General features: G+C 70.0%; 17 protein-coding genes and 1 pseudogene. 4 read left to right on the top strand and 14 right to left on the bottom strand.

What is annotated here, in order from left to right; all coding sequences use genetic code 11:
- Positions 1 to 36 precede the first annotated feature (36 nt).
- Positions 37 to 1326, bottom strand: coding sequence for an adenylosuccinate synthase (locus tag AC2YHJ_RS21755; protein WP_487398272.1), 1290 nt, complete (start codon positions 1324 to 1326; stop codon positions 37 to 39).
- Positions 1327 to 1332: 6 nt separating this feature from the next.
- Positions 1333 to 2472, bottom strand: coding sequence for an ATP phosphoribosyltransferase regulatory subunit (locus AC2YHJ_RS21750; RefSeq protein WP_487398271.1), 1140 nt, complete (start codon positions 2470 to 2472; stop codon positions 1333 to 1335).
- Positions 2473 to 2675: 203 nt separating this feature from the next.
- On the opposite strand from AC2YHJ_RS21750, the gene AC2YHJ_RS21745 reads away from it, so the two are divergent.
- Together AC2YHJ_RS21745 and AC2YHJ_RS21740 are read left to right on the top strand one after the other, a co-directional pair.
- Entirely contained in the window at positions 2676 to 2837 is a 162-nt protein-coding gene (locus AC2YHJ_RS21745) for a hypothetical protein (protein WP_487398270.1), read from the top strand.
- A 71-nt stretch (positions 2838 to 2908) separates the two neighbouring features.
- A complete protein-coding gene (locus tag AC2YHJ_RS21740) occupies positions 2909 to 3460 on the top strand; it encodes a hypothetical protein (RefSeq protein WP_487398269.1) in 552 nt (183 codons plus the stop codon).
- Positions 3461 to 3496: 36 nt separating this feature from the next.
- Here AC2YHJ_RS21740 and serA read toward each other — a convergent pair whose 3' ends face one another.
- Both serA and AC2YHJ_RS21730 read right to left on the bottom strand, forming a co-directional pair.
- On the bottom strand, positions 3497 to 5083 hold the full coding sequence (serA, locus tag AC2YHJ_RS21735; RefSeq protein ID WP_487398268.1) for a phosphoglycerate dehydrogenase: 1587 nt from the start codon (positions 5081 to 5083) through the stop codon (positions 3497 to 3499).
- A gap of 3 nt (positions 5084 to 5086) precedes the next feature.
- Positions 5087 to 6262 carry a phosphoserine transaminase gene (locus AC2YHJ_RS21730; RefSeq protein WP_487398267.1) on the bottom strand — a complete coding sequence of 392 codons (1176 nt, stop codon included), beginning with the start codon at positions 6260 to 6262 and terminating at the stop codon, positions 5087 to 5089.
- 338 nt (positions 6263 to 6600) lie between these two features.
- On the opposite strand from AC2YHJ_RS21730, the gene AC2YHJ_RS21725 reads away from it, so the two are divergent.
- Positions 6601 to 7296, top strand: a complete 696-nt coding sequence (locus AC2YHJ_RS21725) for a PEP-CTERM sorting domain-containing protein (protein ID WP_487398266.1) — start codon at positions 6601 to 6603, stop codon at positions 7294 to 7296.
- Between the two features lie 199 nt (positions 7297 to 7495).
- On the opposite strand, the gene AC2YHJ_RS21720 is transcribed toward AC2YHJ_RS21725, so the two are convergent.
- Genes AC2YHJ_RS21720 through glmM form a run of 3 tightly spaced genes read right to left on the bottom strand, consistent with a single transcriptional unit; the run spans position 7496 to position 10525 of the window.
- Positions 7496 to 8302, bottom strand: a complete 807-nt coding sequence (locus AC2YHJ_RS21720) for a DUF1217 domain-containing protein (protein ID WP_487398265.1) — start codon at positions 8300 to 8302, stop codon at positions 7496 to 7498.
- A gap of 34 nt (positions 8303 to 8336) precedes the next feature.
- Complete coding sequence (thiD, locus tag AC2YHJ_RS21715; RefSeq protein ID WP_487398264.1) at positions 8337 to 9146, bottom strand: bifunctional hydroxymethylpyrimidine kinase/phosphomethylpyrimidine kinase; 810 nt, start codon at positions 9144 to 9146, stop codon at positions 8337 to 8339.
- Complete coding sequence (glmM, locus tag AC2YHJ_RS21710; protein ID WP_487398263.1) at positions 9143 to 10525, bottom strand: phosphoglucosamine mutase; 1383 nt, start codon at positions 10523 to 10525, stop codon at positions 9143 to 9145. The genes thiD and glmM overlap by 4 nt, the downstream gene beginning before the upstream one ends.
- A 130-nt stretch (positions 10526 to 10655) precedes the next feature.
- Here glmM and AC2YHJ_RS21705 point away from each other — a divergent pair, with 130 nt between their 5' ends.
- The gene (locus AC2YHJ_RS21705; RefSeq protein WP_487398262.1) at positions 10656 to 11567 is read left to right on the top strand and encodes an MBL fold metallo-hydrolase; all 912 of its coding nucleotides are present in this window, start codon (positions 10656 to 10658) and stop codon (positions 11565 to 11567) included.
- Positions 11568 to 11576: 9 nt separating this feature from the next.
- Here AC2YHJ_RS21705 and folP read toward each other — a convergent pair whose 3' ends face one another.
- The 7 genes and pseudogenes from folP to AC2YHJ_RS21670 form a co-directional block, all read right to left on the bottom strand.
- Positions 11577 to 12623, bottom strand: coding sequence for a dihydropteroate synthase (folP, locus tag AC2YHJ_RS21700; protein ID WP_487398261.1), 1047 nt, complete (start codon positions 12621 to 12623; stop codon positions 11577 to 11579).
- A gap of 150 nt (positions 12624 to 12773) precedes the next feature.
- A complete protein-coding gene (gene ftsH / locus AC2YHJ_RS21695) occupies positions 12774 to 14699 on the bottom strand; it encodes an ATP-dependent zinc metalloprotease FtsH (protein ID WP_487398260.1) in 1926 nt (641 codons plus the stop codon).
- The gene (gene tilS / locus AC2YHJ_RS21690; RefSeq protein WP_487398259.1) at positions 14692 to 16002 is read right to left on the bottom strand and encodes a tRNA lysidine(34) synthetase TilS; all 1311 of its coding nucleotides are present in this window, start codon (positions 16000 to 16002) and stop codon (positions 14692 to 14694) included. Before tilS ends, ftsH begins: the two co-directional genes overlap by 8 nt.
- A 51-nt stretch (positions 16003 to 16053) precedes the next feature.
- Positions 16054 to 16920 carry a tol-pal system YbgF family protein gene (locus AC2YHJ_RS21685; protein WP_487398258.1) on the bottom strand — a complete coding sequence of 289 codons (867 nt, stop codon included), beginning with the start codon at positions 16918 to 16920 and terminating at the stop codon, positions 16054 to 16056.
- A gap of 42 nt (positions 16921 to 16962) precedes the next feature.
- On the bottom strand, positions 16963 to 17424 hold the full coding sequence (gene pal, locus AC2YHJ_RS21680) for a peptidoglycan-associated lipoprotein Pal (protein ID WP_487398257.1): 462 nt from the start codon (positions 17422 to 17424) through the stop codon (positions 16963 to 16965).
- Positions 17425 to 17511: 87 nt separating this feature from the next.
- Positions 17512 to 18879: a Tol-Pal system beta propeller repeat protein TolB gene (gene tolB / locus AC2YHJ_RS21675; protein WP_487398256.1), complete on the bottom strand. Its 1368-nt coding sequence runs from the start codon at positions 18877 to 18879 to the stop codon at positions 17512 to 17514.
- Positions 18876 to 19369: pseudogene (locus AC2YHJ_RS21670) on the bottom strand (hypothetical protein); the annotation flags it as partial. The gene tolB and the pseudogene AC2YHJ_RS21670, both read right to left, overlap by 4 nt.

Raw genomic sequence — 19369 nt, 5'->3', positions numbered from 1 at the left:
CCCGGCGGGGGTCCAGGGGGCGGCGCCCCCTGGCATTCACCCCGCAAACGGATCCCGCATCATGATCGTGTCGTCCCGTTCGGGGCTGGTGGACAGCAGCACGATCGGCGCTTCCACCAGTTCCTCGATGCGGCGGACGTACTTCACCGCTTCCGCCGGCAATTCGGCATAGGACCGCGCGCCCCTGGTGGAGCCAGCCCAGCCGGCCATCGTCTCGAAGATCGGCTCGGCGGCGGACTGGGCGCGGAAGGCGGCCGGCAGACGCTTCACCACTTCCCCGTTGATCCGGTAGCCGGTGCAGATCCTGAGTTCCGGCAGCCCGTCCAGCACGTCGAGCTTGGTCAGCACCAGGCCCTGGATGCCGCCGACCTTCACCGCCTGGCGCACCATGCAGGCATCGAACCAGCCGCAGCGGCGCGGGCGGCCGGTGACAGTGCCGAATTCGCGCCCGCGCTCACCCAGCAACTTGCCGGTGGCGTCGAACAGCTCCGATGGGAACGGCCCGGAGCCGACGCGGGTGGTGTAGGCCTTGGCGATGCCGAGGACGAAGCCGATCGCGTCCGGCCCGATGCCCGCCCCGCCCGCCGCATTGCCCGCGACGGTGTTGGAGGAGGTGACGTAGGGGTAGGTGCCGTGATCGACATCCAGCATCACCGCCTGCGCGCCTTCGAACAGCACGCGCTTGCCGGTGTGGCGGGCGCCGTCCAGGCGCTCCCAGACCGGCTCGGCATAGGGCAGCAGCTTCGGCGCGAGGGCCAGCAGGCCGTCGAGCAACTCCTGCTTGGTGAATTCCGGCGCGCCGAGGCCGCGGAACAGCGCGTTGTGGTGCAGCAGCAATTCGTCGAGCTTGGCCGACAGCGTCTCGGGTTCGGCGAGGTCGCACAGGCGGATCGACCGGCGGCCGACCTTGTCCTCATAGGCCGGGCCGATGCCGCGGCCGGTGGTGCCGATCTTGTCCTCGCCGCGCGCGGCCTCGCGCGCCTTGTCGAGCGCGGGGTGCAGCGGAAGGATCAGCGGCACGTTCTCGGCGATGCGGAGATTGTCAGGGCTGACCTTGAGGCCCTGCGCGGTCACGCGCTCGATCTCGGAGAGCAGCGCTTCCGGGTCCAGCACGACGCCATTGCCGATGATGCCGAGCTTGCCGCGCACGACGCCCGAAGGGAGGAGCGACAGCTTGTAGGTCTCGTTGCCCACCACGAGCGTGTGGCCGGCGTTGTGGCCGCCCTGGAAGCGCACCACGATGTCGGCGCGGCTGGCGAGCCAGTCCACCACCTTGCCCTTGCCCTCGTCGCCCCACTGGGCGCCGATCACGGCGACATTGGCCATGGTCGTTCAGTCCTTCACCAGGATCGGGACGGCCGCGCCGTCCTTCAGTTCGTGGGTGCAGCGCAGGCGCTGCGGCGTGTCCTCGGGCGCGAGTGCGGCGACCGTCGCGAAGCCCTGGGCGCGGAAGGCCGCGCCATCCGACCCCATCGGCAGGAACAGGCGCGGCTTCGGCGCCACCGAAGGGGCCGCGCGCAGCACGGCGTCGGGGTACAGCGTCATGCCCGTCGCCGGCTCGTCATTCTGCGAGACGTAGCGCCCACCACGGGCGAGTTCCCCCGACATGCCGGCGCCGAACAACGTGAAGGCCACGCCAGTGTGGTAGCGGAAGCCACGGAACTCGACCGGGTCGAGGGTGATGCGCAGCCCCGGCGCGCGCGCCTGGATGGCCGAGAGCACCTCCGCCGCATTGCGGGCGATGGCACGGGCGGCGGGCGGCAGTTCGGCCGCCTCCAGCGCGGCGAGCGCGCCATCGGCCGGCCCGGTCGCCGCCATCAGCCCCGGCAGGGCGGCGAGCGCGCCGGCCTGGCCCTGCACCAGCGTCGCCACCGCCGCGCTGTCCTTGCGGTCGAGCGCGCGGGCAAGGCTGGAGCGCAACGCCAGTGCCAGCCGGGCATCATCCATCAGTGCCGGCACCATGGTCGGCAGCGTCACATCGAGGCTGACCGCGGTGACGCCGACCGCAGCGAGTGCCTCGACCGCGACGACCGCGATCTCGGCATCCGCGGCCGGGGCGGCGCCGCCGATCAGCTCGACGCCCGCCTGCGGCAACTGGCGGGACGGGGCGAGCTGCGTCCCACGCACCCGCAGCACCTGGCCGGCGTAGCAGAGCCGCAGCGGCCGGGCCTGGGCTCCGAGCCGTGTGGCGGCAATGCGCGCGACCTGCGGCGTGGTGTCCGCCCGCAGCCCCATCATGCGCTGGCTGACCGGGTCCATCAGGCGGAAGGTCTGTTCAGCCACCGCCGCGCCGGACCCAGCCAGCAGGCTGTCCTCGAATTCCAGCAGGGGCGGCTTCACACGCTCATAACCATGGGCGGCGAAGACGCCCATCATCGCCTCGACGAGGTCGGCCTCCCGCTCGGCTTCGGGCGGCAGGAGGTCGGCGAGGCCCGCGGGCAGCAGGGCGGGATTGGGCAGGTCGTCGGTCATGGCCGGCCGAGGGTGTGGCAGGGCGCCCGCCCCCGGGCAACCCCTGCGCGCGCGGGGCCGACCGGCGCCGCGATTCCGCCATGACTTGGCCGGGCCACGGCCATGGCGCGGCTGCACAAAGGCGGCATCGGCTTCACGGCCCGTCAACCATTTCCGCCGCAGGGTGTTCTCAAGGGTAATCCCATGGCGGGAGAGAGAATGTCATGTCCGAGGCCACTGCCTCCATCACCGTTCCGGCGCATGCCGTCGCCGAGGCCGAGACGCTGCCGCGGTTCGAGAATCCCGGCCGCGGCTTCGCCAATGGCCTGTTGCTGGCCCTGCCCCTCTGGGGCCTGATCGGTGTCGCGATCTGGGCCCTGGCCTGACGTTCCGTCCCTTTTGCGATCGCCCCGCGCTGGGGCATCCTGTCCGTGCGCCGGTTGGCATGGAGGATGGAATGCAGCGCAGGTCGGTGATCGTCCTGGGGCTTCTGGCGGGCGCGCTCGTGGCCTGCGCGTCGCAACCGCCCGATTTCAGTTATGGCGGCGCCGGTTTCCAGCCGAACAACGTCCGGCTGAACCTCGCCTATGCCGAACGCAATTTCGGCGACATGAGCCAGTATCGCGGCAAGCCCGCCGAGACCGCCGCGGCCCTCGCTCAGTTCGAGGCCGCGGTCGCTGGCATGCGCGACCCGGCCACCTCGATCGCCCTGCCGATGCGCTATGGGTCCCAGGTCGCCGCCGCGATCCGCGAGGAACGCGAGGCGGTGGGCATTCCTCTGGACGTGTTGCCCGGCCAGGCCTCGGCCGCGCTGGCCGCCGCGGTGGGACCACTGCAGAGCGGGAACCAGGCGGCGATCCGCGCGGCGCTGTCCAATCCGGTTTTCACCCTTGGGCCGGACGCGACGCTGGAACGGCTCACCAACCTGCCGCGGATGTGGATGATGGAATCCATCGCCCCGATCCTGACCCGGGCCGCCGGCAGCGAGTCGGGTGTCGTGATCCGCTGACGAGCACCGGAGGGGCAGCGCCCCTCCGGCCCCTGTTCAGAACGCCAGTGCCGTCGCTTGCACCACCAGCGGCAGCTTCCGCACCCCGGCCAGCACGCCTTCCGGCATCGGCCCGTCCAGGCCGACAAGGCAGACGGCATCACCACCCGGCGCCGAACGCCCGAGGTGGAAGGTCGCGATGTTCACCCCCGCATCGGCCAACGCCATGCCGAAGCGGCCGATGAAGCCAGGCTTGTCCTGGTTGGTGACGTAGAGCATGTGCGGTGCGAAATCGGCCTCGACCGCGATGCCCTTGATGGCAACGAGGCGCGGCTTGTTCTCGGCCAGCAGCGTGCCGGCGATCGACTTTTCATAACGGTCGGTGACGACGGTCAGGCGCACCAGCGTCTGGTATTCACCGCTGCGTTCGACGGTGGTCTCGGCGACCTCGATACCGCGCTGCCTCGCGAGCACAGGGGCGTTGACCATGTTCACCGCACCCATCAGCGGGGTCAGCACGCCGGCGAGCACGGCGGCCGTCAGCGGACGGTGATTCAGTTCCGCCGCATGGCCTTCATATTCGACGCGGATCGCATTGATCGCGCCATCCTGCGCGGCGGTGAGTTGCCCCGCCATACCGCCGATCAGCCGCGCCAGTTCCATGTAGGGCCTGAGGCGCGGCGCTTCCTCCGCGGTCACGCTCGGCATGTTGATGGCGTTGGACACCGCGCCGGTCAGCAGGAAATCGGCCATCTGGTCGGCCACCTGCAGGGCGACGTTCTCCTGCGCCTCGGCCGTCGCCGCCCCGAGATGCGGCGTGCAGACGACATTCTCCAGGCCGAAGAGCGGGCTGTCGGTTGCCGGTTCCGTCTCGAACACATCGAGCGCCGCACCCGCGAGATGGCTGGACTTCAGCGCCTCGGCGAGGGCGGCTTCGTCCACCAGACCGCCGCGGGCGCAATTGATCAGCCGCGCACCCTTCTTCATCCGCGCGATGGCGTCGCGGGAGATGACGTTGCGCGTCTGCTCGGTCAGCGGCGTGTGCAGCGTGATGATATCGGCACGCGCGATCAGGTCGTTGAGTTCGACCTTCTCGACACCGATCTCGACGGCGCGCTTCTCCGACAGGAAGGGGTCGAAGGCGATGACCTTCATCTTCAGCCCCAACGCGCGGTCGGCGACGATGGAACCGATATTGCCGCAGCCGATCAGGCCAAGCGTCTTGCCGAACAGCTCGACGCCCATGAAGCGGTTCTTCTCCCATTTGCCGGCCTTGGTGGAGGCGCTGGCGTCGGGGATCTGGCGGGCCAGCGCGAACATCATGGCGATGGCATGCTCGGCCGTGGTGATGGCGTTGCCGAAGGGTGTGTTCATCACCACCACGCCGCGCGCGGTCGCCGATGTCACATCCACATTATCCACGCCAATGCCGGCGCGGCCGACGACCTTGAGGTTCGGCGCGGCCTCCATCAGTTCGCGCGTCACCTTGGTGGCGGAGCGCACCGCGAGCCCGTCATAGGCGCCGATGATGGCGCGCAGGTCGGCCGGGGAGAGACCCGGCTTGAAGTCCACCTCGATGCCGCGGTCCTTGAAGATCTGGACGGCGGCGGGGCTGAGCTTGTCGGAGATGAGAACCTTCGGCATCGCTCAGGCCACCACGATCTCGGTTTCGACAACGGCGAGCGCCCAGTCGAGCCACGGCAGCAGCGCCTGGATATCGGCGGTCTCCACGGTGGCACCGCCCCAGATGCGCAGCCCAGGGGGCGCGTCGCGATAGGCGCCAGCGTCGAGCGCGACACCTTCCTTCTCGAGCAGGGAGGCGAGCTTCTTGGCGGCCGCTTCCTGCGCCTCCGCCCCCATCACGGTGAACCAGGGCGCGGTGATCTTGAGGCAGATCGACGTGCAGGACCGCGTCGCCGGATCCTTGGCGAGGAAGTCGTAGCCCGGCTTCGTCGCGACCCAGCGTGCGATGGCGGCGAGGTTCGCCTCCGACCGCGCGATCAGCCCCTTCAGCCCGCCGACGGCGTCGGCCCATTTCAGCCCGTCGATCGCGTCCTCGACACAGAGCATGGACGGCGTGTTGATCGTCTCGCCCTTGAAGATGCCCTCGATCAGCTTCCCGCCCTTGGTCATGCGGAAGATCTTCGGCAGCGGACGATCAGGGTTGAAGGATTCCAGCCGCGCCACAGCGCGCGGCGACAGCGCGAGCATGCCATGCGCGGCCTCCCCGCCCAGCACCTTCTGCCAGGACCAGGTGACGACATCGAGCTTGTCCCAGGGCAGGTCCATCGCGAAGGCAGCCGAGGTCGCGTCGCAGATGGCGAGGCCCTCGCGGTCCGCCTTGATGAAGTCCGCATTCGGCAGACGCACGCCCGAGGTCGTGCCGTTCCAAACGAAGACCACGTCGCGCGCCGGATCGATCTGCGCGAGGTCCGGCAGTTGCCCATAGGGCGCTTCCAGCACACGCGCATCCTTGAGCTTCAGCTGCTTGACGACATCCGTCGCCCATTCCTTCGAGAAGGATTCCCAGGCGAGGACATCGACGCCGCGCGCACCGAGCATCGACCACAGCACCATCTCGACCGCGCCGGTATCGGAGGCCGGCACGATGCCCAGCCGCCAATCGGCGGGCATGCGGAGGACCGCCTTGGAGCGATCGATCACCTCGGCGAGGCGCGCCTTGGGGTCCTTGGCACGGTGGCTGCGCCCGAGCAGCGCGGGCTCAAGCGCGGCGAGCGTCCAGCCGGGACGCTTGGCACAAGGACCGGATGAGAAATGCGGGTTCGCGGGACGGAGTCCCGGCTTGCGGGTGGCGATTGCCATGATGCGGCTCCCTTCCAGAAGCGGATGCGCCCCGGTGGGGGGGCGTGGCCCGGGACGGGAGCTAGCGCCGGCGGAAGCCGCGATCAAGGGCCGCATGTATCGGCGCCGCAAAATTCCGCTGGCCGGAGGGCGGCGCGTCGACCCGCCAAGCACCACCGCCTGGCCGCCGCCGCCGTCGGAGAACCTTACAGCGCGACGCATCCAGAGGCATGGGGTCGATTAACTACTTGAATTATCGATACAAATTCTCTGGCACGACGGTTGCTTTTTCCTGAGCCGTCCGGGGAGTGCTTCGGAGACGACCGCACTGAGCCGATAGAAGTGGAGAGAGAGACGATATGAAACATGTTCTCCTGACGGCGGTGGCAGCAGCCGGATTGCTGGCTGCATCCCGCGCCGACGCGGCCATCACGATCAGGGCCGAGGCCAATACGGGCGGTGGCTACGTGACCATCGGTACCGTGACTGACCAAGGGGCGGGGGATCTGAACCTGTCCCTCGGCAATGTCGCAGCCTCCTTCTCGGGCGCTGGGGTGGGCGTGTCCATCAACACCGCGCTCGGCGACCCCACGATACCGCAGCCTGGCCTCTCGGTTACCGCGAACGCCGCAACCGTCGCGGGCGCGCCTGCGCTGCTGCTGCGTCTGTCCTTCACGCAGACCGACGTGACGGCGAACAGCGGCGGCCTCGTGAGCGACTTCGCGCTGACGAGCCTGCTTGGCGGTGGCGCGGGCGTTACCATCTCCAGCTTCGTGGATGACGCGAATACCGCGTTCGGGCAGACGACCCCCCTGTTCTCGCACGCGTTCGCGACGAGCGGCCAGGCCAGTTCCAGCGATCCGACCGCGGTGAGCGGCTCCTACTCCGAGACCATCGTGATGGTGTTGTCCTTCACCGGCGGCCTGGGTTCCATCAACGCCGGCGCCCAGCTCTCGGCCACTCCCGTTCCCGAGCCCGCCACGCTTGCGCTGTTCGGTGCCGGCCTGCTCGGCCTCGGCATGGCGTATCGTCGGCGCAAGGCCCCCACGGCCTGATCCTTTGGGTATAGGCGAGCCTTTTACGGTCCGCCTATCCCGAATCCGACCGGGGGCAAAGCCCGAGGACGTGCACTGCGGCTTGGCCGTCGGCGTGGCTTCGGCTTCGTTTGGTGCCGATCCCGTCCAGTTGGGAACAGCTGGGCGGGTGATGGCGTTTGCGCCACCGCAGAGCTGGGCAAGGCGCCAGGCAGCCGGCCTATAACCGCAGCGACAGTGACGCGATGGATTGCAGCGGGTCACTCGCCGCCATGCCGCTGGCACCTGTGCCCGCCGCTGCGACCAGGTAGCGCTCGGCGAGCTTCCGCACGGTCCTGTCATCCTGCAGGCTTTCAATCCTCATCCGCGCGGTGACCGCGCGACCTTGGGTCTCCACCGGCTGGATCGCCATCTGGTCCGGCAGGCCGAGCGCTCCCGTCACCACCCGCCGCAGCACCGGATCGCCCAGCACGTCGAAGACGTCATCCGCCTTGCGGGCGGCTTCCAGGAAGTACAGCGCGTCCGACAACCCGGCCTGCCGCTCATCGAGGCCTGTACGGTACTGGTATTTCAGATAGGCGTTGGACAGCGTCTCGACCATCGCCTTGTTGCGCAGGCCGTCGAGGCCTGTGGCATGCACGCCAAGCGTCGCCGCCGCGTTCCGCCAGGTGGAGCCGAGCTGCGCCGCCAAGCCCTTGCTGTCATTCGGATCGGACAACAGCGCGCGACGCACCAGGCCCGGATTGCCCTCCTGCTCTGAAAGCCCCAGCGCGGGCAGCAGCACCTTGAGGATGCGCGGATCCTGCAACGCCTTTTCGATCGTGCCGGCCTTGTCGAGCGCGGTGCGGAACTGCGCGAGCGCCGAAAGGGTGACGGGGTCCTTCCTTTCCCGTGCGATGCCCTTGGCCTCCGCACCCTCGGCCGTGGCGCGACGCAGCGCCGGGATCGCCTCGGCGGCCAAGCCGGAGGCCGTGCCGGATGACGACACCCCGAACAGCGCCTGCACCTGGGTCAGCGAAAGGGCCATGCCGCAGCATGCGCGGCAATGGGTGAAGCCCTGGCTAACCAGGCAGCCGGGACGGATCGAAAGTGACGCCGTGGTCGAGCGGCCCGTGCCCCGCGCCATAGCCCGGCGCCGCCGCGATCGCCGCCAGCACGTAGGACCGGGCGCGCATCACCGCCTCGCGCAGCGACATCCCCTGCGCGAGGCCCGTCGCGATCGCGCTCGCCAGCGTGCAGCCGGTGCCATGGGTGTGCCGCGTCGCGATGCGCGTGGCGGTGAACTCCTCGATGCCGTCGGCGGTCACCAGCAGGTCGGTCAGGACCTCGCCCTCCATGTGCCCGCCCTTCAGCAGCACACCCGGCGCGCCGAGCCCGCGCAGCGCCTCGGCCGCCGCGCGCATCTCCGCCAGGTTGCGGATGGGGCGGTCGATCAGCGCCTCGGCCTCCGGCAGGTTCGGCGTGATGACGGTGGCGAGCGGCAGTAGCCGCGCCTTCAGCGTCGCCACCGCATCGGCATCGATCAGCGGGTGGCCGCCCTTGGCGATCATCACGGGATCGACGACCAGCGGAATGCCGCGGGCGCGGACGGCGATTTCCTCGCACACCGCCTCGATCACCGGCACGGCATGCAGCATGCCGGTCTTGATCGCATCGGCGCCGAGATCGTCCAGCACCACCGCGATCTGCTGGCGGATGAAGTCGATCGGCACGCCGGCCACGCCGTGCACGCCGAGCGTGTTCTGCGCCGTCAGCGCGGTGATCGCCGTCATGGCGAAGCCGCGCAGCGCGGTCACCGCCTTGATGTCCGCCTGGATGCCGGCACCGCCGCCGGAATCGCTGCCGGCGACGATCAGGACGCGGCCCTTCACGCCACGCGCGCCTTGGTGCGGATGGCCTCCGCCAGGCGCGCGACAGTGCTTTCGACCAGGGCCTCATCCTCGGCTTCGGCCATGACGCGGATCACCGGCTCGGTGCCGCTGGCGCGGATCAGCACGCGACCGCGCGCGCCGAGCGCCGCTTCCTCCGCCTCGATCGCCGCCTTCACACCCTCATCGTTCAGCGGCGAGGCGCCCGCGTAGCGGACATTGACCAGGCGCTGGGGCAGCGGGGCGAAACAACGCAGCACGTCACTGGCGGGGCGGCCTTCCTCGACCAGCACGGCGAGCACCTGGAGCGCCGCGATCAGCCCGTCCCCGGTGGTGCCGAAATCCGGCATGATCATGTGGCCGGACTGCTCACCGCCGAGGTTGCAGCCGGTCTCCCGCATGCGTTCACCGACGTAGCGGTCGCCCACAGCGGTCCGCAGCAGCCCCAACCCGCGCGCAGCGAGGAAGCGTTCCAGCCCCATGTTGGACATCACGGTCGCCACGACCGCGCCGCCGCGCAGGCGGTCCTGGGCGTGCCAGGACTGCGCGACCAGCGCGAGGATCTGGTCGCCATCCACCACCTGGCCGCGTTCATCGACCAGCACGACGCGATCCGCATCACCATCGAGCGCGATGCCGAGATCGGCGCGGCGTTCCTGCACCACCGAGGCGAGCGCCGCCGGCGCGGTCGATCCGACGCCCTTGTTGATGTTGAACCCGTCCGGCGCGACGCCGAGCGGCACCACCTCCGCCCCCAATTCCCACAGCACGGTGGGGGCGACCTTGTAGGCGGCGCCATGGGCGCAATCGACGACGATGCGCAGGCCTTCGAGCGTGCGACCGCGCGGGAAGGACTGCTTGGCAGCCTCGATATACCGGCCGGGGGCATCTTCCAGCCGGCTGGCACGACCAAGCCGCGAGGGGGCGACCAGGGCCGCGGTCAGGTCGCCGGCCATCAGCGCCTCGATCTCGCATTCCTGGTCATCGGTCAGCTTCAGCCCGTCCGGACCGAACAGCTTGATGCCGTTGTCCTCATAGGGATTGTGGGAGGCGCTGATCATCACCCCGAGATCGGCGCGCAGCGAACGCGTCAGCAGCGCGATGGCCGGCGTCGGCAGCGGGCCGACCAGCACGACATCCATCCCCGCGCCCACGAAGCCCGCGGTCAGCGCCGGTTCCAGCATATAGCCGGACAGCCGGGTGTCCTTGCCGATCACCACCCGGTGCCGATGCGCGCCACGGTTGAAATACCGCCCCGCCGCCTGGCCGAGGCGCAGCGCCGTCGCCGCATCCATCGGTGCCCGGTTGGCGGTCCCCCTGATCCCATCCGTGCCGAACAGGCGACGGGTGGGCGGTGGGGTCGTGGCGTTGTCCTTGGGCATGACTGGGTCCTCTGCCGTCATCCCTACAGCGACGGCGGGCCGCTTGAGAAGCCTCGGGCACGGCCCGCAGGCCGGGGCGGTTTGGCGCGGTGGCGCCAGCATGCTCTGCTTCGGCCCCAGGAAACGCAGGATGAGCGACCCCATGACCGAGCCACCGACCCAGCAGGTTCCCGCCATTCACCACCGCCGAGTCGGCGACATCGTGCTGACCGTGGTGAGCGACGGCTTCCTTGAAGGCTCGATGGCCGTGCTGCAGAACATCGGCGTCGAGGAGTCCTCGGACATGCTGCGCGCCGTGTTCCGGCCGGTGCCGCGGCGCACCTCGCTCAACTGCTTCATCATTCATGGCCCGGGCGGCCGGGTCGCGCTGATCGACACCGGCGCGGGGACACATATGCAGAAGAGTTCCGGGCAACTGCCCCGCAACCTCGCCGCCGCCGGCATCGCGCCGGAGGCGATCGACACCGTCCTGATGACGCATCTGCATCCGGACCATTCCAACGGCCTCGCCACCGCCGACGGGACCGCCGCCTTCCCCAAGGCGGAACTCGCGATGCATGAGGCCGAGCACGCCTACTGGACCAGCGCGGAGGCCGAGGCCGAAGTGTTGCGCTCCGGTCAGGGCGTGCCCACGGGCGGTCCCTATTTCCCAATGGCGCAGCGGCAGATCGCCCCCTACGCCGACCGCAAGCGCTTCTTCACGCATGGGCAGGAGGTGTTCCCCGGCGTCACCGCCATGCACTTCCCCGGCCATACGCCGGGGCATTGCGGCTTCCTGATCGCCTCGGGCGGGCAATCCCTCCTGATCTGGGGCGACATCGTCCATTTGCCGGAGGTGCAGGTGCCGCGCCCCGAGGTTACCATTCTGTTCGACGTGGACCCGCCCCAGGCGGCCGCGACCCGCCGCCGCGTCTTCGACATGGTGGCGACGGAGAAGACCCATATCGCCGGCATGCACCTGCATTTCCCCGCCACCGCGCATCTGGCGCGCGAGGCGGGCGGTTACCGGCTCTTTCCCGAAGCCTGGGAGCAGACGCTGTAGCGGGCGCCCTTATTCCGGCGCACGGCCCATGGCGCAGGCGCGCCACACCGCGAGCGCCTGCACCGTCTCTGCGACATCATGAACGCGCAACACGGAGGCCCCGCGCGCCGCCCCCGCCAGCGCGGCGGCGACGCTGCCCGGCACACGCTGCCCGGCCTCCGCGACGCCCGACAGCGTGCCGATGAAGCGCTTGCGCGATGCGCCGAGCACGACCCGGCAGCCCAGCGCGGCGATCAGCGGCAGCCGGTCGATCAGCGCCAGATTGTGCGCCATGGTCTTGCCGAAGCCGATGCCGGGATCGACCGCGATGCGCCCGCGCGCGATGCCAGCGGCCTCGCAATCGGCGATGCGGTCGCGCAGGAAGCCCGCCACCTGCACCGCCACATCGTCATATTCGGCGAGCAACTGCATCGTCGCCGGATCGTCCCCCGGCATGTGCATCAGCACGACCGGGACCTCCGACTGCGCGACAAGACGCAGCGCGTCGGGATCATGGCGCAGGGCGGAGATGTCGTTGATCACCTCCGCCCCCGCATCGAGTGCCGCGCGCATCGTCGCGGTGTTGCGCGTGTCGATGCTGACCGGGGCTGCCTTCGCCAGTTCACGGACGATCGGCAGGATGCGCGCGATCTCCTCCTCCGCCGTCACGGCACCGGCGCCGGGTCGGGTGGATTCCCCACCGATGTCGAGGATGTCGGCGCCGGCTTCCAGCATCGCATGGCCGGCGGCGATGGCGGCCTGCGCGTCGAAATGTCGGCCGCCGTCGGAGAAGCTGTCCGGCGTCACGTTGATGACGCCCATGACGATCGGACCATCGGTGGTCAGGCCCGCGAAAGGCGCGGGGCGCTGGGCGATGGCGTGCATCGCCTCCTGCCAATCCTCCGGCACCTCGCGGATCGGGCCGACGCCGAGATCCTCGCCGTCCTCGATCAGGCGAACGAAGGCGAAGGCGATGTCACTGCCCTGGAGAGGCAGCGCGAAACCTTCGCGCAAGGCGTGGAAGGCGACGGGGCCGGTGATGAGGCCCAGGGGTTCGACGAAGCGGCCAGTGATCATGGGCGCGCTTTGCCCGATCGGAGCGCCGATTGCACCGGGGGAATTTTGGCAACGGAGACGCCGCGAAGGCCCGGCACCAAATACCGGCGGTCCAGGGTGCACTGCACCCTGGCGCGGTGGCTTGGAGGGGCAGCGCCCCTCCAATCTCCCTTAGGTCGCTGGCGCCGGCCCCGGGTTCAGCCCCGGCGGCCGCGGCGTCGTCGCCCGCCCGGCCGACGGCACCGAGCCACGCCCCATGTTCACCGGCTCATCCGGCCGGTTGCGCACCACGGGCTCGCCGCGGATCACGTGCCGGATTTCGTCGCCCGACAGGGTCTCGTGCTCCAGCAGGCCCTTCGCCAGCAGGTGCAGTTCGTCCATGTGCTCGGACAGGATCGTCTTGGCCCGCGCATAGGCGCCGTCGATGATGGCGCGGATCTCGCCGTCGATCTTCTGCGCCGTCGCCTCCGACAGGTTCTTGGTCTGCGTGACCGAATGGCCGAGGAAGACCTCCTGGCTGTTGTCGCCATAGGCGATCATGCCGATCACGTCGGACATGCCCCATTCGGTGACCATCATCCGCGCCTGGTTGGTCGCCATCTTGATGTCACCGGACGCACCGTTCGACACCTTGTCCGGCCCGAAGATCAGTTCCTCGGCGACGCGCCCGCCCATCGCCATGGCGAGTTCGGACTTCAGCTTGGACTTGTGCTTGGAGTAGCGATCGCCTTCCGGCAGCGACATCACGAGGCCCAGCGCACGGCCGCGCGGGATGATGGTCGCCTTGTGGACGGGGTCGCATTCCGGCTCGTGCATCGCGACCAGCGCGTGGCCGGCCTCGTGATAGGCGGTCATGCGCTTCTCGGCATCCGACATGACCAGCGAACGGCGCTCGCTGCCCATCAGCACCTTGTCCTTGGCCTGCTCGAATTCATGCATGCCGACGGTGCGGCGGCCGGTGCGCGCGGCGAGCAGCGCCGCCTCATTCACCAGGTTGGCGAGATCCGCACCGGAGAAGCCCGGCGTGCCGCGCGCGATCACCTTCGGATCGACGTCGGACGCCAGCGGGACCTTGCGCATGTGCACGCGCAGGATCTTCTCACGCCCCATCACGTCGGGGTTCGGCACCACCACCTGGCGGTCGAAGCGGCCTGGGCGCAGCAGCGCGGGGTCCAGCACGTCCGGCCGGTTGGTCGCGGCGATGATGATGACACCCTCGTTGGATTCGAAGCCGTCCATCTCCACGAGCATCTGGTTCAGCGTCTGCTCGCGCTCATCATTGCCACCACCGAGGCCGGCGCCGCGATGACGACCCACCGCATCGATTTCGTCGATGAAGATGATGCAGGGAGCGTTCTTCTTGCCCTGTTCGAACATGTCGCGCACGCGCGACGCGCCGACGCCGACGAACATCTCGACGAAGTCGGAACCGGAAATGGTGAAGAACGGAACATTCGCTTCGCCCGCGACGGACCGCGCCAGCAGCGTCTTGCCGGTGCCCGGCGGGCCGACCAGCAGCACGCCCTTCGGGATCTTGCCGCCGAGGCGCTGGAACTTCTGCGGATCGCGCAGGAAGTCCACGATCTCCTCGAGTTCGCCCTTGGCTTCCTCGATACCAGCGACGTCGTCGAAGGTGACGCGACCCTGCTTCTCGGTCAGCAACTTGGCCTTGGACTTGCCGAAACCCATGGCGCGCCCGCCGCCACCCTGCATCTGGCGCATGAAGAAGATCCAGACGCCGATCAGCAGCAGCATCGGGAACCACGACATCAGGTAGTGCAGCAGCGGGTTGACGTCGGAATCCTCAGGCCGCGCGACGACGCGCACGTTCTTCTCGGTCAGGCGGGAGACCAGCGCCGGGTCCTCGGGCGTGTAGGTCTGGAAGGTTCGCCCGTCGCTCAGCGTGCCCGACAGGGTACGACCCTGGATCGAGACCTCCCGCACATGGCCGGCATTCACTTCGTTCAGGAAATCCGAATAGGCGACCTGCTGCGCGCCAGCCCGTCCCGCGCCCGAAGGCTGGAACAGGTTGAAGAGCGCCACCAGCAGCAGGGCGACGATCACCCAGAGCGCAAGATTCCGGCCGAAATTATTCACTGCTGTTGTCCGTCTCCGTGCCGGCGGGAGCGTCCCCCGGGCCTTCCGCATTGAACATAGGGTCGGGTTGACCGTGCTTGAATGGCCGACCCGAAATCTCCGCCCCCGCGCGCCCGATCATTGCGGGAGCGAACGCCACCACGAAGGGCGCGCAGGCATCGGATGAAGGATAGTCCATGCCGGGCACCGCGGCCAGCACGCCGTTTGGATCGCGAATCGCGGGCATGCCGCGCAGCACGGCCGAAGGCAGGCCAGTCAGCCCACGCAACGCAGCGGCCCCGTCCCCAAGTGCCCCAAGCCGCCAGCCGGCCCTACCCGGGCCGCGCAGCCGGAAGCGCCCGTCCCACCGCGCACCGGCCACAGCCTCGACCGGCCCTGCCAAGGCACCGGGATCACGGATGAGCAGCCAGGTCCCGCCTGAGGCCGGCCGCAGCCAAGCCCCCGCCAGCGTCCCGCCCCCTGCCGCCAGCAACGCCGTCGTCCGGGCCCGCGCGGGCGGGAAGCCTGCGCCACCGACCAGCCGGACTAGCCAAGCCAGCGCCTCGACGGCGAGCGTATCGCCGCCGAGCGCGCCCGGCCGGATCCGGGCGAAGCCTTCGGGCCTCATCTCCGCGGCGGCCGCCAACCGCGCCGCGAGCGCCGCTTCGGCCCGTTCCCGTCGCATTGCGAAGGCCGCTGCCGCCTCCGCCAGGGCCGCGACGCCCGGTCCTGTCCCGTCCGGATCGGCCAGGGCCTGCCGCAGCCGGATGCGGGCGAAGCGCCGGTCAAGATTGCTAGGGTCGCGCACCGGCGTGATGCCGGCGGCGGCGAGCACCGCTTCCAGCGCCGCCGGCGAAACCCCCAGCAGCGGCCGCAGAAGCAGCACCGCGCCGGCATCGCGCGCCGGCGCCATGGCCGCGAGACCCGCCGGCCCGCTGCCCCGTAGCGCCCGGAACAGCACCGTCTCCGCCTGATCGCCGCGATGATGGCCAAGCAACAGCCAGGGCCGCCCCCCCGCCGCCGACGCGGCCGCCAGCGCCGCGAGCCGCGCCGCCCGCGCCCGTTCCTGCATCGCAGGCCCGGGACCGAGCCCCAGCGCCAGCACCCGCGCCGCAATCCCCCGCCCGGCCAGCAGCGTTCGGACATGCGCCGCCTCCGCCGCGCTTTCGGGGCGCAGGCCATGATCCACCACCAGCGCCAGCGCATCCCCCCCGCGCCGTCGCGCCCAGGCATCGGCCAGGATCGCCAGGGCCAGGCTGTGCGGCCCGCCCGAGACACCCACGGACAGGCGCGGCGCCGGGCCGAACGGCCCGAGCGGACGCATCAGGCCGGCGAAATCATCCTCGGAAAGGAAGGGGCTATCCCCAAGTGCGGCTCAGCGGCACTGCGCGCGGCGGCGGCTGTCGGCCACCCGCTGCGCCAGCGCGCCGGAAAGCTGCGTGTATTCCGACCGCAACTGATCGAGCGTGTCGCAGGCCTCGCGCCGCGCGCCGAAGCCCTGGAATGAATTCGCCAGGCCGAGCAGCGCCTCGGGTGCGCGCGACGACCGGCGGTTCACGTTGTAGGCGTCGTTGAAGGCGAGCGCCGCGTTCTGGAACTGGCGGCGGCCGAGCAGCGCCTCACCCAGCAGCAGGTTGGCGTCCTGGGCGCGCGGGCCGGGGCGGCCCTGCAGCACCTCACGCGCCGCGGCCTCGGCGGCGGCGAAATCCTGGCGTCCGAGAGCCGTCTGGCCTTCGGCAATCGCGCGTTCAGCGGTTCGCGGGCCGGTTGGGGGCGGGCTGGCTGCGGGCGCCTGAGGCTGCGGGGCCGGGGCCTGAGCGGCCGCCGGCCCCTGCGGAGGGCGCGGTGCGGCCGGCCGGCCACCCCCTTCCAACTGCTGGAGGCGGAAATCCATGTCGCCGCGCAGCTTCTCGACATCCTCGCTCAGGCGGCGATTGCTGTTCTGGGCGACGTCGAGCTGGCCGCGCAATTGCCGGACCTGCTCTTCGAGCTCACCCACACGGGCGAGCAATTGCTGAAGCAATTCCTGCGGCGCCCCGCCACCGCCGCGCGACGGCGCGGGCAAAGGCGCGGCGACGCCACCACCACCGCCGCGGCGGATCGCATCCAGGTCGCGGCGCAGTTCCAGGATCTGGTTCTGCAGCGCGATCCCTTCCCGGCTGTCCATCTGCGCACGCGCCGGCAGCGGCGCGAGCAGGGGCAGGACGGCAACGGCGGCGAGCAGCGGAAGGCGAAGGGCCATGGCGCGGCGGCGGGCCCGACCTTGCGGCCAGGCCCCTCCCCTTTACTGGACGACCGTGACGGCGCGGCGGTTCTGGGCCCAGGCGGACTCGTCCGAACCCAGCGCGGCCGGGCGGTCCTTGCCGTAGGAGATGGTGCTGACGCGCGCGCCATTGACGCCCGAAGCAACCAGCACGTCGCGCGCCGAATTGGCGCGGCGCTGGCCGAGCGCGAGGTTGTACTCGCGCGTGCCGCGCTCATCCGCATGGCCTTCGACCTGGACGCGGACGTCGGGGTAGCGGCCCATCCACTCGGACTGGCGCTGCAGCACCGGGCGCTGGTCGGCGCGGACCTGCGAGCTGTCGAAGTCGAAGAAGACGCGGTCGCCGACATTGGCGACGAGGTCTTCCTGGCTGCCCGGGCGGATGGTGTTGCCCGCGCCAGTCGCGGCAGCGTTCTGATCGGTGTTCGAGCAAGCAGCCAGAAGGGCGAGGGCCGCAACGGCGCCGAAAAGGCGGGTCGTCATGGTGGGGGATCTCCCGGTACAGGAATGGGACAGGTATGGGGGTAAGCACCCACCGCCCACGCGGTCAAGCGTGGCGCGGCGAGGAATTCAGGACAGCAGCGGCGACCAGGCGGGGTCGGAAGCATCGGTCGGGGTGGCGATGGGCCGTTCGTTGAAGCCGGCGATGTCGATCGACACGATGCGCGAGGAATACCCGCCGCCGCGGGAATCCGTCGCCCGGCTTTCCCGGTAGAACATCAGCACGCGGCCGTTCGGCGCGAAGGTCGGGCCTTCCATCTGCCAGCCTTCCGACAGGATGCGCTCACCCGACCCGTCCGGGCGCATGACGCCGATGGCGAAGCCGCCGCGGCCGAAGCGGGTGAAGGCGATGAGATCCCCGCGCGGCGACCAGACCGGCGTCGCGTAGCGACCGTTGCCGAAGGAAATGCGGCGCACATTCCCGCCGCCCGCATCCATCACATAAAGTTGTTGGTCGCCGCCGCGATCGGAATTGAACACGATCTGCGTGCCATCGGGGGAGAAGCAGGGCGAGACGTCGAGCCCGCCGCCACTCGTCAGCTGCCGTTCGCGCCGGCTGCCGAGATCGACGATGTAGATGTTGGCGTCGCCCCCGCGCGTGGCCGACAGCACCACAGATCGCCCATCGGGCGAGAAGCGCGGCGACAGCGTCATGCCCGGGAAATTGCCCAGCGCCTGCTGGCTGCCCGAATTGATATCGAACAGCACCACCTGCGGCTGGCCGCGGTCGCGATAGGACATGAAGGCGATGCGCTCGGCCGAGGGATGGAAGCGCGGCGTCAGCGCCGCGAAGCGCCCATCGGTCAGGAAGCGATGATTCTCCCCGTCCTGGTCCATGATTGCGAGGCGGCGGACGCGACGGTCGCGCGGGCCGGTTTCGCTGACATAGACGACGCGGGTGTCGAAGTAGCCCTTCTCACCAAGCAGACGCTCATAGATCACGTCCGAGATCAGATGCGCGATACGCCGCCAGTTCGCCGCCGGCGCGGTGAAGGCGGTGCCCTGCAGCTGCGTCTCGGGCAGCACGTCCCACAGGCGGAATTCGACGCGCAGTTGGCCGCCCTGTTCCACGACGCGGCCGGTCACCAGCGCCTGGGCGCCGATCACGCGCCAGTCCTGGAAGCGCGGCGTTTGCGCGGCGGCCTCCGCGGTCTGGATGAAGGCCTGCCGGTCCACCGGGCGGAACAGCCCGGAATTGCGCAGGTTGGCCTGGATGACGCGGGCGATGTCGCGCCCGACGCGTGCACCTTCCCCGCCGCCCGCCAGGTCGGGGATCGCCACCGGAATTGGATCCGTCCGCGCCCGGGTGATGTCGATCACCGCGCCCTGGGCATAGGCGGAAAGCGGCGTGGCGACGATGCCCGGTGCGACGAGGCCGGCACCGGCGCCGATCAGCACCTGGCGGCGCGTGGCCGCGAAGGGGGAGATTGGGTTCATCGGACAAGGCCCCTGGGATTGAAGCGGAAGATGGACGACATCACCGTCTGGTACTTGCTGGGCGGGACGCGCAGCGGGTTGCATTGCGGCGACATCAGGGCACGCCGCGCTGATTCGTAGACGGAACGCGCCCGCGGGTCGGACGGCGCCGACCCATTCGGCACCACGTTGCGAACGACGCCCTGGCTGTCGAGTTGCACGCGCAGTTCGACGACGATCGTATCAAGCCCGAGCATGCCGCGATCGACATTCCAGCATTCGGAGATCTGGTCGGCGATGCCGCGGATCTCGCCCTGGGTCAGTGCGGCGGTCCCGGTCGGACTGCCGCCACCCTGCTGCGGGCTGCCCGACGGGTTGGGCCGCGCGGTCGGCGGGCGGTCCTGCTGCTGCGTGGTGCGCAGCCGTTCGAGCGTGTTCATTACCGACTGGCTGCGTTCCTGCGGACGGGCGACCGGCGGCGTGGTCCCGGTGCCGGCCTGCTGCGCCGGTT

The sequence above is a fragment of the Roseomonas sp. SRI_022 genome (assembly GCF_057586215.1).
Note: the sequence above shows the minus strand (reverse complement) of the source record. Positions and strands in the feature narration are given on the sequence as shown.

Bases quoted from the DNA above. Each gene is read 5' to 3' on its own strand.
- AC2YHJ_RS21685 (WP_487398258.1), bottom strand. From the start codon at position 16,920: ATGGCCCTTCGCCTTCCGCTGCTCGCCGCCGTTGCCGTCCTGCCCCTG.
- AC2YHJ_RS21725 (WP_487398266.1), top strand. From the start codon at position 6,601: ATGAAACATGTTCTCCTGACGGCGGTGGCAGCAGCCGGATTGCTGGCT.
- AC2YHJ_RS21730 (WP_487398267.1), bottom strand. From the start codon at position 6,262: ATGGCAATCGCCACCCGCAAGCCGGGACTCCGTCCCGCGAACCCGCAT.
- pal (WP_487398257.1), bottom strand. From the start codon at position 17,424: ATGACGACCCGCCTTTTCGGCGCCGTTGCGGCCCTCGCCCTTCTGGCT.
- AC2YHJ_RS21740 (WP_487398269.1), top strand. From the start codon at position 2,909: ATGCAGCGCAGGTCGGTGATCGTCCTGGGGCTTCTGGCGGGCGCGCTC.
- serA (WP_487398268.1), bottom strand. From the start codon at position 5,083: ATGCCGAAGGTTCTCATCTCCGACAAGCTCAGCCCCGCCGCCGTCCAG.
- tilS (WP_487398259.1), bottom strand. From the start codon at position 16,002: ATGCGTCCGCTCGGGCCGTTCGGCCCGGCGCCGCGCCTGTCCGTGGGT.
- glmM (WP_487398263.1), bottom strand. From the start codon at position 10,525: ATGCCCAAGGACAACGCCACGACCCCACCGCCCACCCGTCGCCTGTTC.
- AC2YHJ_RS21745 (WP_487398270.1), top strand. From the start codon at position 2,676: ATGTCCGAGGCCACTGCCTCCATCACCGTTCCGGCGCATGCCGTCGCC.
- tolB (WP_487398256.1), bottom strand. From the start codon at position 18,879: ATGAACCCAATCTCCCCCTTCGCGGCCACGCGCCGCCAGGTGCTGATC.
- AC2YHJ_RS21705 (WP_487398262.1), top strand. From the start codon at position 10,656: ATGAGCGACCCCATGACCGAGCCACCGACCCAGCAGGTTCCCGCCATT.
- AC2YHJ_RS21755 (WP_487398272.1), bottom strand. From the start codon at position 1,326: ATGGCCAATGTCGCCGTGATCGGCGCCCAGTGGGGCGACGAGGGCAAG.
- AC2YHJ_RS21720 (WP_487398265.1), bottom strand. From the start codon at position 8,302: ATGGCCCTTTCGCTGACCCAGGTGCAGGCGCTGTTCGGGGTGTCGTCA.
- AC2YHJ_RS21750 (WP_487398271.1), bottom strand. From the start codon at position 2,472: ATGACCGACGACCTGCCCAATCCCGCCCTGCTGCCCGCGGGCCTCGCC.
- folP (WP_487398261.1), bottom strand. From the start codon at position 12,623: ATGATCACTGGCCGCTTCGTCGAACCCCTGGGCCTCATCACCGGCCCC.